The sequence below is a fragment of the Haemophilus parahaemolyticus genome, from assembly GCF_002015035.1.
Classification (GTDB): domain Bacteria; phylum Pseudomonadota; class Gammaproteobacteria; order Enterobacterales; family Pasteurellaceae; genus Haemophilus_A; species Haemophilus_A parahaemolyticus.
Genome location: NZ_MUXY01000011.1, coordinates 1 through 16,519 on the forward strand (window position 1 = coordinate 1; position 16,519 = coordinate 16,519).

13 protein-coding genes are annotated in these 16,519 nt (G+C 38.5%); 4 read left to right on the forward strand and 9 right to left on the reverse strand.

Annotated features, from left to right (window positions below; translation table 11 throughout):
- The 5 genes from B0185_RS07070 to rraA form a co-directional block, all read right to left on the reverse strand.
- Positions 1 to 3,990 (reverse strand): S6 family peptidase (locus B0185_RS07070; protein ID WP_143413719.1); only part of this gene is annotated, 3,990 nt, incomplete at its 3' end.
- Positions 3,991 to 4,340: 350 nt separating this feature from the next.
- Positions 4,341 to 6,611, reverse strand: a complete 2,271-nt coding sequence (gene metE / locus B0185_RS07075; RefSeq protein ID WP_005706964.1) for a 5-methyltetrahydropteroyltriglutamate--homocysteine S-methyltransferase — start codon at positions 6,609 to 6,611, stop codon at positions 4,341 to 4,343.
- Between the two features lie 306 nt (positions 6,612 to 6,917).
- Positions 6,918 to 7,442: a DUF1523 family protein gene (locus tag B0185_RS07080; RefSeq protein WP_005706992.1), complete on the reverse strand. Its 525-nt coding sequence runs from the start codon at positions 7,440 to 7,442 to the stop codon at positions 6,918 to 6,920.
- An 8-nt stretch (positions 7,443 to 7,450) separates the two neighbouring features.
- Positions 7,451 to 8,239, reverse strand: a complete 789-nt coding sequence (locus B0185_RS07085) for a TatD family hydrolase (RefSeq protein ID WP_005706934.1) — start codon at positions 8,237 to 8,239, stop codon at positions 7,451 to 7,453.
- Positions 8,240 to 8,305: 66 nt separating this feature from the next.
- On the reverse strand, positions 8,306 to 8,803 hold the full coding sequence (rraA, locus tag B0185_RS07090; RefSeq protein WP_005706937.1) for a ribonuclease E activity regulator RraA: 498 nt from the start codon (positions 8,801 to 8,803) through the stop codon (positions 8,306 to 8,308).
- Positions 8,804 to 8,986: 183 nt separating this feature from the next.
- Between rraA and murB the strand changes: the two genes are divergently transcribed.
- The 3 genes from murB to miaA are packed head-to-tail and all read left to right on the forward strand — an operon-like array spanning position 8,987 to position 11,749.
- On the forward strand, positions 8,987 to 10,012 hold the full coding sequence (murB, locus tag B0185_RS07095) for a UDP-N-acetylmuramate dehydrogenase (protein WP_005706976.1): 1,026 nt from the start codon (positions 8,987 to 8,989) through the stop codon (positions 10,010 to 10,012).
- A gap of 22 nt (positions 10,013 to 10,034) precedes the next feature.
- Positions 10,035 to 10,796 carry a biotin--[acetyl-CoA-carboxylase] ligase gene (locus B0185_RS07100; protein WP_005706984.1) on the forward strand — a complete coding sequence of 254 codons (762 nt, stop codon included), beginning with the start codon at positions 10,035 to 10,037 and terminating at the stop codon, positions 10,794 to 10,796.
- Positions 10,797 to 10,810: 14 nt separating this feature from the next.
- Complete coding sequence (gene miaA / locus B0185_RS07105; protein ID WP_005706982.1) at positions 10,811 to 11,749, forward strand: tRNA (adenosine(37)-N6)-dimethylallyltransferase MiaA; 939 nt, start codon at positions 10,811 to 10,813, stop codon at positions 11,747 to 11,749.
- Positions 11,750 to 11,825: 76 nt separating this feature from the next.
- Here the strand turns inward: miaA and B0185_RS07110 are convergent, their stop codons facing one another.
- The 4 genes from B0185_RS07110 to B0185_RS07125 form a co-directional block, all read right to left on the reverse strand.
- The gene (locus B0185_RS07110) at positions 11,826 to 12,311 is read right to left on the reverse strand and encodes a hypothetical protein (protein WP_005706959.1); all 486 of its coding nucleotides are present in this window, start codon (positions 12,309 to 12,311) and stop codon (positions 11,826 to 11,828) included.
- 23 nt (positions 12,312 to 12,334) lie between these two features.
- A complete protein-coding gene (locus B0185_RS07115) occupies positions 12,335 to 12,655 on the reverse strand; it encodes a DUF2322 family protein (protein WP_005706989.1) in 321 nt (106 codons plus the stop codon).
- A 146-nt stretch (positions 12,656 to 12,801) separates the two neighbouring features.
- Complete coding sequence (gene nadN / locus B0185_RS07120) at positions 12,802 to 14,553, reverse strand: NAD nucleotidase (protein WP_050855330.1); 1,752 nt, start codon at positions 14,551 to 14,553, stop codon at positions 12,802 to 12,804.
- A gap of 85 nt (positions 14,554 to 14,638) precedes the next feature.
- Entirely contained in the window at positions 14,639 to 15,361 is a 723-nt protein-coding gene (locus B0185_RS07125) for a hypothetical protein (protein ID WP_005706921.1), read from the reverse strand.
- A gap of 224 nt (positions 15,362 to 15,585) precedes the next feature.
- Here B0185_RS07125 and znuA point away from each other — a divergent pair, with 224 nt between their 5' ends.
- The gene (gene znuA / locus B0185_RS07130; RefSeq protein WP_370447476.1) at positions 15,586 to 16,515 is read left to right on the forward strand and encodes a zinc ABC transporter substrate-binding protein ZnuA; all 930 of its coding nucleotides are present in this window, start codon (positions 15,586 to 15,588) and stop codon (positions 16,513 to 16,515) included.
- The last annotated feature ends 4 nt before the right edge of the window (positions 16,516 to 16,519 follow it).

A 16,519-nucleotide genomic window follows, 5' to 3' on the forward strand; every position in this document is an offset into this window, starting at 1 on the left:
CTTACGAGCTTCTTCGGCTAGGCGTTTGGCTTCCTCAGCTTTGCGTTGCTCTTCCGCTACACGTTTTTCTTCCGCGATACGTTTTTCTTCCGCGATACGTTTCTCTTCCTCTTGGCGGAATTGAGCAGTAACAGGCATAGTTTGCTCAATGGTTTGACGTTGTTGAGCATTTGCTTTGTGATGCTCTGCTTGCGTTTTGTCTTGTTCGACTTTTGCTTGCTCTGCCGTTAATGCTTGAGCTTGTACATTCGTGCTATTTTTAAGATTTTCGACCGCTTGTTGTTTAGCAATAACAGCTTGATTCGCCAGATTAAGAGCACTTAAGCTACTATTATTTTGTTCTGCTGCTTTTGCTTTTTCTTGAGCCGCGGTTGCTTTCTCTTGCTGTGTTTCCGCAAGAGTAGTTTTGAAGGTTTGAGCCTCTTTATTTTGATTGGCTTGTTCTTCTAAGTCGCGTTCAAGTAATGCTTTTTTCGCTTTCAATTCTGCATTGTTAGCTTGTGCTTGTCGGAGAAGCTCTTCTGTGATGATAAGTTCCTCTTTCACTTCCTCAAGTGATAACACCATAAAATAGAAAGCCTGCTTTTCAGCCTGTAAAGACGCCCCTTTTTCAGATAACACTTTTTCTTCTTCAGCAACAGCCAGTGCTTTTTCTTGTTGCTGTTTTGCGAGATTAAGCTGTGTCAGTTTAGCTGTGGCAAACTCAATTTGAGCTTCCTCTTTTTTCACCTGTGCTGTCGCTAAAGCGATATTTGCTTCATCTAAAGCTTGAGCAGTTTCTAGGCTTTTAGCGGATTCGTACGCATTGGTTGCAGTCTGTGCTTTTTCTTGAGCCGCTTGTACTGTAGCTTGTGCTTGGGTTAGTGCCATTTCTTTCTGATTTTGCACTTCCTGTGCTGCATTTTGGTTACGTTGAAGTGCTGCTAATTCCGTTTTTAATGTGTTGAGATGGCTTTGATCAGGCAATACTTCGGATAATACTGATCTTTTTGACCGCACTTTTTCTTCTTGAGCATGACGTTTTTCGGTTAATGCCGTTTTTTTCGCTAATAATTCGCTTAACTTTTGAGCTTCATTGGTTAAGTTTTGAGTTAATTCTTGTTCTTTAATCGGATTATATAGACGATATTCATTCCCTTTTTTAATTAACTCATAACGCCAAGTACCTGCATCAACATGTTGATTGGCTAAGGTAAAGTTCAAGCCTAAATCTACCGCTTGTTTAAGGGTAACTAGCGTTAATTGTTCAAGTGTTGTGGGTTCTGCCCCCGTATTATGCACATTAAGCTTAAAGTCACCTTGTGCACGTCCATTAATTTGCAATTTATCGCCTAAATATTGAGTCAGATAAGTGCGATAATTAAACGTCCCATTGCCACTTAAATTGCCGTTGATAGTAAGCGTATTAAATTGGCTATTGTTCGCTTGAGTAACAAAATCTGGATTCAGCGTAATTTCACTATTATTGAGTGCCAAACTACCTAAAGTAGTGCTCGCTGGCATTGTCCAATTTGCATTGTCTAAATTAACCGTAGTGCTTTCTGCACCGCTAATTTGATGTGAAAAATGACTATTCGCTAAATTAAACTGAGCAGAATCTGATAATGTTACATTTCCCATTAACTGGGCATTATTCACGGTTGCATTCGCTTGATTAACAAGGTTTAACGAACCAGTTTGGGTTGCATTATGGCTTAATGTAAATCGACTCTGTTCGGTTAAACTCACGTTGCCAATTAAATCCACGAATCCTGATGCAACGAGGCTTGCGGTATTAGATAACTGCACGTTGCCATTTACTTTTGTTCTTGGTAACGAATTGATAGTTTTTTCGTTAGTTAATTTTTCTGATTTACATTGAGTGAGTCCTGTCCAATCAGAACGAATGCAAACTAAATTTTCTTGATTTGGTGTCACACCAAAAGTTGCTGAGGCGTTGTTATTAATTGTCCAATTACCATTAATTGCAGAAACATTGCGAGAAACCACCGCTTGCCCGCCTTTAATTTGGAAGTTTTCTGCTTTAAATGTGCGGTTGATCCAATCATCATCGATGATGACCTCTCCTCGCGTTGAACCTTCTATCTTGGCATGATTTTGATTTAAATGATTGTAAGCATGAGGCGTTGGACGACCGCTAAAAATTAAGTTACCGCCATTTTGGGTAATATTCCCTTTTAAATTTGTTCCACCTGATAGAAGGAAGTGATTATCTTTGTTAAGTGGATTGTAATTAACATTCAAACGTCCAGTATTTTTAGTATCATCTTTATTACCAAACCAACCATTAAAAGCAATATCACGTTTATTGGTTAAGTCGCCTCCTTGATTATTGGTAGTATCACTGCCAGTAATGATAATTTCTGATGCTTGAGTTGCATTGTGGTTAACTAACATCGCTCCTTCGTCAGTATTTTGAATACGTTTGAAAGTCAATGAGTTACCATTAAGATCTAATCGTCCTCCACGAAATCCGAAATAAATATTGTTAGGATCAACTTGATCTGCACTATTGAGTTGAACTGTTGCTCTACCGCTTACAATGCCAACTTCTTTAAAGGTTTGCTTTTGATTATTTTCATCGGCTTGTTGATCCAAGATTACTTTACCATCGCCAACGCTAATTGAGCCTAAGTTTTTACCTTTTGCTTGAATATGTAACGTTCCTTTACCAATTTTAGAAAGGCGATCATTTTCAACACCATTTACTTTCCAAGTAACGGTGCTACCTTCACTTACATGTACGCCTGCCCCTTGCCAAGTTGCATTATTTTCTGAAGATACTGTAAAGTCACCTTCAAAATATAAACCGCCAGCCCCTTGGTTAATATTATTAGTAAAAGTAACTTCACCTTTCGCATAGTCAATAAATGAAATATTTTTACCATTATTTAGTCTTGGTTTATAAGCATTTACACCACCTGCGGCGTAAACAGGTTCTTTATCTTCTGCTTTTAATGCTTCATTAAATAACTGAACCGTTCTGACTTTAAATTGAGGCATACTCACTTTTTCATTCGTTTGAGTAACCGTACCAGTTCCATTATTATTTGAAGTAAATGAATAATGACCGTTACTTCTTGGTTCTAAAAATGTTATAGGCAAATCCTCTGCAAAGATATTGTCATAAAACCAATCTTTTCTAATTAATTGGAATCCATTTCCCGCCCCCAAGAAAGGGTTACCTGTTTGCAATACGCCGTTGATCAGCCATTTTTGTTTTTTTGCATCATAAATAAACATTGGCGATCCACTATCGCCTAAAGAACCAGCGATTGGCAAAGGTCCATAATCATTCGGTTTTGTCAGATCTCCATTTAAATTTACCGTACCATTACCTGCCCCACCTTGGGAATGCGTGTTACCAGCAGTTCTCCATTGATAGCCACTAGCAATCCAATATGAGCTATTACGTCCCTTTTCTTGATCTTCAGCGGTTCTCCACCATTGTCTACCTGCACCAATACGAACACGTTCAGGATATCTAGTATGATCTGCATACGTATTTCCATGCATTGTTTCTGTCATTTCTATCGGCTCAGCATCAGTGACAAATTTATGTAATCTAGGCATATGATAATCGCCATCATATTGACCAGGTTTATAATTATTTCTCTTTACAATTTGATATGAAAAACGATGCTGATCTGGATTTTGTCCTTCCGCACCAAAATCAACGCTATTATATCCACCGTTATGTGCAACACTCACAATATACTGATCGCCCACTAATGCCGCTACGCCGTTGCGCGACACTACAGAAAAATCAATCATCGGTGCTTTTGTCATTGATGTACCGACTAATTCCCCTTTCTTGTTATAAACCTCAATATTCTGGGCTCCAACTGTGAACTTCCCTTTATTCTCTGCAAAATCACGATAGTATTGGTAGTTGATACCGAAATAAGTGTGTCCTGCCGATGCTTGTGATGCTATCCCTAATGAAATACAAGCGGTTAAAAAATTAAGACGAAATACAGTTTTTTTCATAAGATTGATCTAAAAGTGCCTCATATTTTAAATTTAGCAAAAAGTGGTTATTTTATGAATACATTTTAATCAATAGATTAAAAGTATAGAGAAAATAAGAGCCAAGTTAATGCTAGAGTTTCAAATGGTTTGCAACAATAGAGGTTGCAAATGATTAGAATTAAAGAAATTTTACTATTCTATGTAATTTAGTTACTAGAAGATAATGAAAAATTTTATAGTTATGTAATTATCCCTCTTTTTTGACCTTAATATAGCGGTTACAACGGAACGGAATAGAAAAAAACCGAGCTTGAAAAGCTCGGTTTTATTTATGTGTTTGCAAATTATAAGTTAAATTTCACCGCTTATTACGCTAATTCCGCACGTAATTTTTTGGTCACATCCACCATCACTTTTAATTGATCGATAGTTTCTGTCCAACCACGTGTTTTTAAACCGCAGTCTGGGTTTACCCATAAGCGTTCTTTTGGAATGACATTTAACGCTTTGCGTAATAAATGTTCTACTTCCGCCGCCGTTGGTACGCGAGGGCTGTGAATATCATACACACCAGGGCCAATATCATTTGGATATTTGAAATCCGCAAATGCCGTTAATAATTCCATATCTGAACGTGAAGTTTCGATGGTAATCACGTCCGCATCTAATGCCGCAATCGCAGGTAAGATGTCGTTAAATTCAGAGTAACACATATGAGTGTGAATTTGCGTATCATCTTGCACGCCCATTGAGCTTAAACGGAATGCCTCGCCTGCCCATTGTAAGTAGGCATCCCAATCTGCACGTTTAAGTGGTAAACCTTCACGAATGGCTGGCTCATCAATTTGGATAACTTTAATGCCTGCTGCTTCTAAATCTAACACTTCATCAGATAATGCCACGCCAATTTGTTTACATACGGTTGAACGTGGAATATCGTTACGCACGAATGACCATTGTAAAATAGTCACAGGGCCTGTGAGCATTCCTTTCATCACACGGTTTGTGAGGCTTTGTGCATATTGTGACCAACGTACCGTCATTGGCTCTGGGCGAGTCACATCGCCGTAAATTACCGGTGGTTTTACACAACGTGAACCATAGCTTTGTACCCAACCAAATTTAGTGAATGCGAAACCCTCTAATAATTCCCCAAAGTATTCCACCATGTCGTTACGTTCTGCTTCGCCGTGAACTAACACATCTAAATCCAATTCTTCTTGGCGACGTACTACATATTCGATCTCTTTTTTCATTGCCGCTTCGTAATCTGCAAGAGATAACTCGCCTTTTTTGAAACTTGCACGGGCGTGACGAATTTCAGTCGTTTGCGGGAATGAACCAATGTTTGTAGTTGGCAGAAGCGGTAAATTTAACCACGCATTTTGCTTAACAATACGTTCTGCAAATGGCGATTTACGTTGATCCGCACCTTTTGGTAAGTTTGCTAAACGTTCTGCCACTTCAGGGCGATGAATTTCTTTTGAGGTTGCACGTGCATCTGCTGCCGCTTGGCTTGCATCTAATGCCGCTTGTACAGAGGCTCTGCCATTATTTAAGGCTTGTTTTAATACATTTAATTCTTCTACTTTTTGTAGTGTGAAAGATAACCAGCTGTAAAGTGCGGTATTTTTTTCTTTTAATTGTACTTCCACTTCTAAATCAAATGGGGTGTGCAATAATGAACAGCTTGGAGCAATCCATAAACGCTCGCCTAATTTTGCTTTTAATGGCTCTAATACATCTAACACTTTGTTTAAGTTTGCACGCCAGATATTACGACCTTCAATCACGCCTGCTGAAAGCACTTTGCTGTAATCTTCAAATGCCGCAAGTTGTTCTGGTGCACGCACTAAATCTAAATGCAAGCCCGCAACAGGTAAGGCTTTTAATAAGTCAGCGTGTTGTGCAACAGAACCAAAATAAGTGGCTAACAATAATTTTGCGTTCACTTTGCTTAATTCAGCGTAAACAGATTTATAGGCTTCAACCCATTCTGCTGGTAAATCTAATGCTAATGCAGGTTCATCAATTTGAATCCACTCTGCCCCTTCAGCCACTAATGCATTTAAGATTTCAACATAAACAGGCACTAATTGATTTAATAAATCGAAACGGTTAAATGGTTCGCCTTTTTCTTTACCTAACCATAAGAATGTTAATGGCCCAACAATCACCGGTTTGAAGTTTAAATCTAAGGCTTTTGCTTCACGAATTTGATTTACATAATGTGCTGGATTAGCTTTGAATTGTGTATTTTTATGAAATTCTGGCACAAGATAATGATAGTTCGTATCAAACCATTTGGTCATTTCAATCGCGAATTGATCTTTGTTACCACGTGCAAGTTGGAAATATTGATCAAGGGTTAAATTTTGGCTATCAAAACCAAAACGAGCAGGAATTGCCCCAGTTGCCACTTGTAAATCTAAAATATGATCGTAGAACGTGAAATCGCCCACTGCAACAAAATCTGCATTCGCCGCTGCTTGATGTTTCCAGTTTTTTTCACGCAATGCTTTCGCTAAATCTAATAAATCTTGCTCTGCTAATTCTTTACGCCAATAACGTTCTTGTGCAAATTTTAATTCACGTTTTGCCCCTACACGAGGAAAGCCTAAGATGTGTGCTGTTGTCATAATGTACTCCTGCTATTTTAAATCGGGTTTGTTTAGACGTTTAGCCGTCTAAACTGCTTGGTTCACATCTTCTAACTTTTTCTTACATTATGCAACCTCATAATTTTCTTATTGGTTATGAAAATTTTTAATATTTTAGGGGGGTGAAAACGGAACAGTAAATTTAGTTTACATCGACATGTTAGTGTTGGGTTTGCGAGTAGGCAACGAGAAACTGTGGTTTGCCGACCTAAAAAGGTCGGCGATATTTTGGAGAGTAAATTTAGAGGTACTGTAGTGATCTCTTATCACGTTGTAGATTCGCGATTATTTATCACGAAAAACGCCACGAATAAATTGGATAGAAAGGAAGAATAAGAAAGCAAGCACGGCATATAAAATATAGCTTACAATCGGTTGGGATAGCGTTTCGCCTTCGGCAAGTGGTTTGATGGAAACTACGTTGCGGAACTCATTCATCCAGTTAATACGCCAACCGTAATATTTGATTTGCACGCGTTGATGCTCGTTCGCATAGGCTTGTGCTTTCGCTTGCATATCAGCAGAGCCGAATTTGAAGTAAGGCGGTAATCCCCAGCCTGTATCTTCATTACGATAAACCATTGTTTTTTTACTGTCTGGATTTTCGGTGAACAAGAAATACACATCACGCACTTCGCCATCTGCAGGGTTAGATTTGCTGATGACGCCATCTTTGTCCATTCGGCGCACTTCCATTCCTGTTACCACCGTTTCATCGTAACTTGGCATTACGTAGTTTACTGTGCCTGCGATGACGATGAAAAATGAGAGCGAAACGAGAAATAAGAAATATTTGAGGATTGATTTCATACTAAGTCCTACAAGTTAATTTTGAATAATTTTTGAACATTCTGCGTGGTGATGCGAGCCAATTCTTCGGTTGAAACGCCTTTTAATATTGCCAAATATTCGCACGTTTCACGCACATAAGCAGGCTGATTTGGCTTGCCACGGTAAGGAATTGGCGCAAGATACGGAGAATCGGTTTCCACCAATAGGCGATCAAGCGGTAGTTTTCTGACCACATCCCGCAATTCTTCTGCATTGCGGAAGGTGATAATACCCGAAATCGAAATATAAAATCCAATATCCAATGCACGTTTTGCCATCGCATAATCTTCGGTAAAACAATGTAACACACCGCCACATTGTTTTGCACCGTCTTGCTCAAGCATATTCATGGTATCTTCGCGTGCTGAACGAGTGTGAATAATCAGCGGTTTATTGACCTTTTTCGCCACATCAATTTGAGCCGTAAATTGCTCTTGTTGAAGTATTTTAGTTTCAGGTGTGTAGTGGTAATCTAATCCTGTTTCGCCAATGGCAACGACTTTATTGTCTTGGGCATAAGCCAAGAGTTTGTCGTAATCGAAAGGTTCTTCATCTACATTAAGCGGATGCACACCGCAGCTTAGTGAAACATCATTGCGATGAGCGGTAAGCTGTTTCATCGTCTCAAAACGTCCAAGTGTAGTGCAAACAGAAATAATATGTCCCACACCACGTGCTTTGGCTTTTTCGATCACTTCATCCACGCTTTTATGTTGCGTTTGATAGTCTAAGCCATCAAGGTGGCAGTGGGAGTCAATAATAAATAAGTCGTTCAAATTTAGTTCCTACTTTACGATAAAAATGCAAGCATAACGCTTGCATCTTCAATTAAAAAAGCAAAATTACTCTTCTAATTCGTTTAAATCCAGTGCTTCAGGCGAAAGAATAATACCCGTTAAGTCCGCATACACGTAATCTTCTGGGAAGAATGTTACGCCACCGAAATTTACAGGCGTATCAATTTCGCCAATTTCGGTATTGTCCGCACCAACAGGGATCGGGGCTAAAGCGTGAATGCCAATATTTAAGGTTTCCAACACATCTAACTGACGCACCGCACCATAAACAATAATGCCTTCCCAGCCGTTATCGACAGCTAATTGTGCTAACTCCGCATCAATCAACGCACGGCGCACTGCACCACCGCCATCAACGAGTAGCACGCGACCGTTACCTTCTTCTTCTAAAACTTTTTCAATTAAACCATTACTTTCAAAGCATTTTACGGTTGTAATTTGACCACAGAAAGAAGACGCACCGCCAAAGCTTGAGAAGATTGGCTCAACCACATCAACTTGGTCTGAATAAATATCGCAAAGTGCTGAGGTATCAATACGCATAATAGGCTCCGTTTTATTTTTGTTTTAATGTGGCAAGTATAAACCTAAGTAGGGAATTTGCAAAATTTTCTAGGAATTTGACCGCTTATTTAAAGAAACATTCATATGTTGGAAAATATCAAATACCAAATAATCTGTGTATTTATGTTAAAATGCCCGAAATTTTCTAACTGAACAAATATTATGCAAAACTTAACGCCTTTTCATACCTTTCATCTGCCTGTTAAGGCTTCCAAAATTATTGAATATACTAATGTCGAACAGCTTTTAACTGCGTGGCAAACCGCAACTCACGCTAATCAACCTATTTTGCTTTTAGGGCGAGGCTCGAATGTACTTTTTACCGATGATTTCCACGGTGTTGTGCTGGTCAATAAAATGCAAGGAATTGAACAGCGTGAAGATGCGGACTTCCACTATTTGCACGTGCAAGGTGGGCAGGATTGGCACGAACTCGTAAAAACGGCACTTTCACTGGGTATTTACGGCTTAGAAAATTTAGCCTTGATTCCAGGTGTGGCAGGTTCAGCACCAATTCAGAACATCGGTGCCTATGGCGTAGAATTTGCGAATGTGTGTGATTTTGTCGATGTTGTTCATCTACCAACGGGCGAACGTTCCCGCTTAAGCAAAGAAGCCTGCCGTTTTGGTTATAGAGACAGCATTTTCAAGCACGAATACAAAGACGAATATGCAATTATTGCGGTTGGTTTGAAATTGCCAAAAGTGTGGAAACCTGTGCTGAATTATGGCTCATTGGCACAGTTTGATCCTGAAACGGTAACGGCTCAGCAAGTGTTTGAAGAGGTGTGTGCTGTACGCTCGAGCAAATTGCCAAATCCAGATGAATTTGGTAATGCAGGCAGTTTTTTCAAAAACCCTGTGATCGATGCTGCCACTTTTCAGCAAATTCAGACCGCTTATCCGAACATTCCAAACTATCCGCAAGCTGATGATACGGTCAAACTAGCCGCTGGCTGGTTGATTGACCAATGTGGTTTAAAAGGTTTTCAAGTAGGCGGAGCAGCCGTGCATACCCAGCAAGCGTTGGTGTTGATTAACAAAGAAAACGCTACGGGAATGGATGTTGTGAATTTAGCAAAAGCTGTTCGTCAACAAGTTCGTGAAAAATTTGGCGTAGAGCTGCACCCTGAAGTGCGTTTTATGGGCAAAAATGGCGAAATTGATAGTGAATGGATTACTCGCTAGAAACTCGTATTAGGGAAATAAAATGAAGCTCAACCAATCTCAAATTCAAGAAGCTTTGCTTTGCGGGCAAGCCTTTGTGTTCAATGAAATTAACTCTACCAATGCTTACTTGCTTGAACATTATCAAACGTTAGAACAAGGCACTGTTTGTCTTGCGGAAACCCAAACTGCAGGGCGTGGCAGACGGGGTAGAACGTGGTTTTCGCCTGAAAGTCAGAACCTCTACTTTTCGATTTTATGGCATTACAAGCAAGAAGAGTTGGATAATTTACCCGCGTTGAGTTTGGTGGTTTCGCTTATTATTGCTGAAGCCCTACAAGCCCAAAATGTGCAAGATATTCAGATCAAATGGCCGAATGACGTCTATTACCAAGGCAAAAAAATGGGTGGGATTCTGATTGAAACTAAAGCTAACCGAGAGGGTATTCATTTGGTGATTGGAATCGGGCTGAATTTAGGAATGACGCAAGTGGATGAGAAAATTGTCACGCAAGCGTGGTCAGATCTTTCGCAATACCATTTCGACCGTAATAAACTCGTCTGCGATTTAGTGCAGGCATTGCAAAAAAACTTGAAAATTTACCCGCTTGTTGGCTTCTCTCACTATCAAGAGCGTTGGCAAGCATTCGATATTTTCCAAAATCGAGCTGTTAAATTGATTGCCAACGATCACGAAATTCACGGTACTTCACGTGGTATTAACGAACAAGGCGAGTTATTGCTTGAGCAAAATGGCGAATTGAATGCTTTTGCGATTGGCGAGATGTCGCTCAGATCAGAATAAAAATAGAATAAAAGATGAATAATAAACCTAAAGCGATTTTTTTAATGGGCCCGACCGCTTCGGGCAAAACTGACTTGGCAATTGCCTTGCGTGAAAGCCTGCCAGTGGAAGTGGTTAGTGTAGATTCCGCCTTGATTTATAAGGGAATGGATATCGGCACAGCAAAGCCAAGCCCTGAGGAATTGGCAAAAGCACCGCACCGCCTGATCGATATTTTAGACCCAGCGGAAAGCTATTCTGCTATGAATTTCCGAGCCGATGCCTTAAAAGAGATGGCAGAAATCACTGCAAGCGGTCGAATTCCGTTGCTCGTTGGCGGCACGATGCTTTACTACAAAGCTCTGATTGAAGGGCTTTCGCCGCTACCTTCTGCTAACAGTGAAGTGCGAGCTAAAATTGAACAAAAAGCAGCAGAATTTGGCTGGGGGGCTTTGCACCAAGATTTGATGATCATCGATCCTGTTTCGGCAAATCGTATCAATCCCAACGACAGCCAGCGTATCAACCGTGCGTTGGAAGTGTTCTACATTACTGGTAAAACGATGACTGAACTCACTGCCCAACAAGGCGAAAGTTTGCCCTATGATGTATTGCAATTTGCTATCGCCCCTGAAGATCGGGCTGTGTTACACCAACGCATTGAGCAGCGCTTTCATAAAATGATTGCGCTTGGTTTTGAACAAGAAGTACGAAAACTATTCGAGCGCGGCGATTTGAATATTGATTTGCCGTCTATTCGTTGTGTGGGCTACCGCCAAATGTGGGAATATCTGCAGGGCAATATTTCGCTTAATGAAGCGATTTTCAAAGGCATTTGTGCCACTCGCCAGCTTGCAAAACGCCAAATCACTTGGTTGCGTGGCTGGCAAAATGAAATTACGTGGTTGGATAGTTTGCAGCCTGAAAGGGCGCAAGACGTTGTGTTGGAAAAGTGGGCTAAGTTTAGTGCATAATCACTTTTTCAAAGATAGAAAAAGCATCCTAATTATTGGCATTTAATGGGATGCTTATGTTAAAACAAAGGCTTTATTATTTAGCCACAACAATACGTTTGCCATTTGAAAACACAACATTTTTAGCACCATTGATGGCACTAATTTTAGCCTCTCGGCTAGTAAATAATTGCTGTGCTTGTTCAGGCATTTCTGATAAAGGTACATTAAATGTAACATCAATCTGTTGTTTTGAATCCAGTGAAGGTTCAAAGTTAATCGGGAGTTCTCGCACATAGAAAATTTTGTTTTCAATTTGGTAAGCAGATACCCAATTTAGAGACCTAATTTTATTTTGACCTTTATTTTGAATAGTATAAGTTAGTGTTACAACAGGTTGATTATTTTTATCTGCTTGTAACCCTCGTGAAATAAGGTAAATGCCTACATTTTGGTTAAAACGCTCAAGTGCTATATCGCGTTTTTGTGTTTGTTGTTGTGCTTTTTTTTCTGCAGCTTGGCTAGTTGTTACTGCTATTAAAGATGATAAACCTAAAATTACTAATGATTTTAATAATTTCATAAAAACTCCTCGTTATTCAATCGTTAGGCTTTATTAATAGGGACTAATGTTAAAGTGATATTTTTTTCAATTACATCAAAAAGCAAATCAATATTAGGATGTTTACCATGATGTAATTTTGCATCTTCTACGTGTTCTGCAAACCACTCTAACCCTTGTTGGGCTGCTAAAGCGGTTAATTTGCCATTAAATTTTGCAAATAATGCATTATATAGCTTTAAAGAGCCCAATTTCCCTTCAATTGCTGGAATATAATGAATGACTTCATCTGATTTATTTTTAATTTCTAAACTTGCAAGATGATCAATGCTAGGAAAGGTTGCTAAATAATCTTGAAATTGCATAAAAGCCTCAAAAATAAGAAATCAATTACTACAAAGTTTACACATTTGCATAGCTGAACGCAAATGACAAAATTAACTCGTTTTATAAATAAAATTGCATGTGTAGTAAGCTTTCTTACTACACCGCAATCTATTTGGAGAGATAATTATTTTTTAGGTAGTACGTCGTTGACTACATTAAATTTCACATTTGATGTGCTATAAGATTCAAAAGAAGGGTTTTTCTTCATAAATTTAATGAAACTTTCAGCATCTGGCAGATAAGTATCAGTGCCTTCATATTTTGGATCGTTAAACATTTTCGCAAATGTTTTATAACCATCCTTACCGCTTGCAATATATGAGTTAGTACCGACTAGATAACGTTTAGTATCATCTATAGCTTCCCATTGTTGAGTTTGTTTATTAAATACTTCCACATTCACTAAACGTTTTCCTTCTGCATTAGGCATTTCATTAGCTTCATAGCGAATACCTGCTCCATATGGGAAACCACCCGTTGAACCATCAACTAAAGAAAATTGCAAAGCATCTTCAATCACTTGTTTTACTAATGCCCCTTCCATTTTATAGGTAAATAATGTATTACCAAAAGGTAAGAAGGTATAAGCATCATTAAAAGTAATATTTCCTGGTACTATATCTGAACGAACGCCACCTGCATTTTGAATTGTTAAATCAACATTTTTAAGTTCATTATACATAGTCTCTGCAATGAAGCGTGTTGCTACTGAACCTTCAGGGTTTGAACCTGCCTTATTTGGAATACGGTTGTCAGAACCACCTGGCATAACATTACCGTTGATAGTACCCACCACTTCTTTTGCTAACTGATCTTTTTCATGACGATATTTAGCAATGATTTTATCAGTGGTTTTATCACTATAGTCTAATGAGATACTTGGCGTTGCTTTTAGGCTATCAACAGCTTGTTTACGCTCTTCACCTTCAAGTTCTTTCCATTTGCCTTCTTTGTCTTTTACTTGCAGTTTATTACTACTCATAAGTACGTGAGGAATTTTTCTCGTAATACTTGCAATACCATCTTTGCTAAATTTCACACCTAAATCGCCTACTACAGCAGAATATGCCCAGGCTTCCATGACATAAACAGGCTCACCATTTGGAGATTTAAACTCAAGTGGATATTCATAAATCACAGGTAATTTTAATGCTCTCAGTTCATCATTGCCGTATAAATTATGGGAGTCACCTGTAACAATAATATCAATATCATTTACTTTTTGAGCAATTTCGATATTTTTTTCACTGCCTGCATGAGAAAGTAAGATGATCTTGTTAATGCCTTGCGATTTTAAGGTATTTGCCATAATTTGAGCTGTGACCACTTCATCGTAGAATTTAACATCTTTACCAGGTGATGATGAGTTAACTGTTTTATTAACGGTATCTAGTCCAATAATGCCTATTTTCTCACCATTAACAGTAAAAATATCGTAAGGCTTCCATTTGTTATATAAAATAGAACTTTTGTCAGGGATCACATTAGCAGATAAAACAGGAATTTTTAGTGGTTCAAGGAGCTTTAATAAGCCTTCATTACCCGCATCAAACTCATGATTTCCTAACGTAAAATAGTGAAAATTACCAGCATTCATCACTGCTGCATCAGCTGAACCGCCAAATAAGGTGAAATAAAGCGTGCCTGTAATAGCATCACCTGCATGTAATACAAGCGGATTTTTATATTTTTTACGTAATTCTTTTAATTTTGCATTTACTGCTGAAAAACCACCAATATCAACTTTGGTTTGTTTTCCATTAAGTTGAATACGGGTTTCATGAGGTTCTAAATAAGAATGGTGATCGTTAATATGTAAAATACTTAATTCTACTGCCTTATGTTCAGGTATTGGTGTTGTTGCGATAGTAGGCATTGCAAATAAAGCAGTAGTGATGCTAAAAATAGCTATTGTGCTTTTTTTCAGCTTAAATGTCATAATAAACTCCTGTTGGGTAAGATTAGTTTTCCAAACCTTCTAGCATAGCTTGGAAAGTTTTATAACGAATGGTTTGATTGTTATGCTGTAAATTGCTTCGAGGTTGATCTAAATATGAAAAATCATCCACTTCAACCCCTTTGAATTGTTTATCAAAAATAGCGTTAGCCAATGCTAAACGAGGTTTTATCAGTGAAGAAGGAACAATTAAACTAATGCGATTCTCCGTAATTGAAAATACCGTTTTAGGGGAGAAATCCTGTTGCATTTGTTGAGCAATGCTTTGCAAGATCGCTTTAGCTGAACCTTCAACTTGCACAAGTTGAGAAGATTTTGCACCATTTTCAAGCAATAAATCAATAAAAGTTTGCGTGTTTGAACTATGTTTTAGATAAATTTTAGCCTTCTCATTTGCGAAAAAAGAAACAAGTAAATTCTGTTTCATTGCATTATTGAGAGTAGCATCATTGCTTTCAGTTGGTTCGAAATAGAGGTAGTCTAAAAATTTGGGGGTGAGATTTTTATCTGTTTTAAAAATCCGGGTGAGAATATTTTCTGTGATTTGAGTTTGTCTATGAAATTGTTCAGTAGATAATGCGTTTTGCTTTAAAAAAGCTACTTGTAAAGCAGATAGTTGTTTTTTATCTTCTTTCGCTAAAGCCATCGCTAACTGGTGTGTTAATGATTGTTGCGTTATTTGTTTGTTACTTGATTGGACATGAGGTTGCTCTGCCATAGATTGCATACTACATAATGCTACAAATAGCATAAAAGATGAGTGTATTTTTTTCATTGTTAGTCTCACTATCGTGATGGTCATTTTGGATATTATAACGAAATAATTGGGTGTATAAAAAAGAATTTATCATAATTGAGAATACCAACTTAAAAAGCCCATAAAAAAATAATGGTAATTTAAAATCATTCTGCTAGAATGCTCAAACTTAACGCTTTATTAACAGGAGATACATTATGAAAAAAACGTTACTTACAGCAGGAATTTTAGCCGCAACTTCATTTGCTCATGCGGATGTATTAACCACTATCAAACCGCTTGGTTTTATTGCGAATGCGATTACCGATGGTGTGACAGAAACACAAGTGCTATTACCTGTGAGTGCATCACCGCATGATTACAGTTTAAAACCATCTGATGTCGAAAAATTAAAATCAGCAGAATTAGTGGTTTGGGTAGGTCACGGTCTTGAATCATTTTTAGAAAAATCGGTTGAAAAATTACCTGAAAGCAAAGTGTTAGAATTGGGCGAAGTGCCTGCAATCGAAGAGATTATTGAAGCAACACATCACGAAGATCACGACCACGACCATGATCACGGACATCATCAACATGCCCATGGTCACGATCATCATGGACATGACCACAGTCATGACTGGCATATTTGGCTTTCAAGCGATGCAAGTAAAATTGCAGCAGAGCAAATCGCAGATCGTTTAACGCAATTGTATCCAACGAAAAAAGCAAAAATTGCAGAAAATTTAGCAAAATTTAAAACTGCAGTAGACGCCAAAACTGTGCAATTAAAAGCCCAGCTTGAGCCAGTAAAAGGCAAAGGCTACTATACCTTCCATGAAGCCTACGGTTATTTTGAATCAGCTTATGGTTTAAACTCGCTCGGTTCATTTACTATTAACCCAACCGTTGCCCCTGGAGCGAAAACTTTGGCTAAAATCAAAGAGCATATTGCGGAACATAAAGCAGTTTGCTTGTTTGCTGAGCCGCAATTTACACCACGTGTAGTAGAAAGTTTAAGCAAAGGTACACAAGTGGGTGTTGGTCAGCTTGATCCACTTGGTGCGAAAGTTAAGATGAGTGCGGAAGCTTATCCTCAATTCTTGCAAGGCATTGCGGATGAGTTTACGAAATGTTTAGCGAAATAAATGC